Origin of the sequence: Geobacillus sp. ZGt-1, from assembly GCF_001026865.1 — a bacterium.
GTDB classification, from domain to species: domain Bacteria; phylum Bacillota; class Bacilli; order Bacillales; family Anoxybacillaceae; genus Geobacillus; species Geobacillus thermoleovorans.
Genome location: NZ_LDPD01000025.1, coordinates 1 through 782 on the forward strand (window position 1 = coordinate 1; position 782 = coordinate 782).

1 protein-coding gene is annotated in these 782 nt (G+C 52.2%); it reads right to left on the reverse strand.

Going from position 1 to position 782, the window contains the following annotated elements; all coding sequences use genetic code 11:
• Positions 1 to 782 (reverse strand): DDE-type integrase/transposase/recombinase (locus VU18_RS12655; protein WP_047758278.1); only part of this gene is annotated, 782 nt, incomplete at both ends.

The following is a 782-nucleotide window of genomic DNA, read 5'->3' on the forward strand; positions in this document are numbered from 1 at the left end:
ACATAGGCATTGTCCTCCAAACGCACCCGAATGGCTTCCGCCACCCGTTTGCCATCTTCGTACACATAGACGCCTCGTTCGTCATAGCGGAGCTCAATCGATTGCCCAATGAACCGAGGCGGCACTTCGTATAGCTGTTTATTCAGGGTGATCGTGCCATCGGCTTTCACCTTGCGGTGCTCCCGTTTCAGAAAAATCGCATCCAGCCAATCGCCATCTTCGATGAACGACACGAGATGCACTTGCGATTGAAACACCTCATGCGGCGTTTTTCCGTCCAGTGAGGCGTGCGGTTTTCGATGATACTCCTCTTCAAGCCACTTCCAAAAACGCTCGTTCAACTCATCAAGCGATTTCGGTGGATTCAGCTCCAACAGTGGATAAAACCGTGTCTGTACGGTGCGGAAGAACCGTTCGATTTTTCCCTTGCTTTGCGGGTCATACGGCTGGGTGTGGATGAGTGTAATCCCCATCTCGGCGCACGCATACTGCAGCACCTCGGACCGATAAATTTTCCCGTTGTCCGAGTAAATGCGTTTCGGCTTCCCGCAACGAAGCACCGCTTCCTTCGTGACGATCCGCAGCCCGTCAAACTTCTCCGAAGGGAAAAATTGGGCATATGGCACTAACCGCGAGCAGTCATCGATATACGCGATCAAAAACGTTTTCTGGGCTTTCCCATGGACGCGAATCGTGGGTCCATGGGATAAGTCCCCTTGCCATAGCTCATTGATCTGGTCATACGCAAAACGCTTTCGCTCCGGCATCGGCAAGATTTCTTT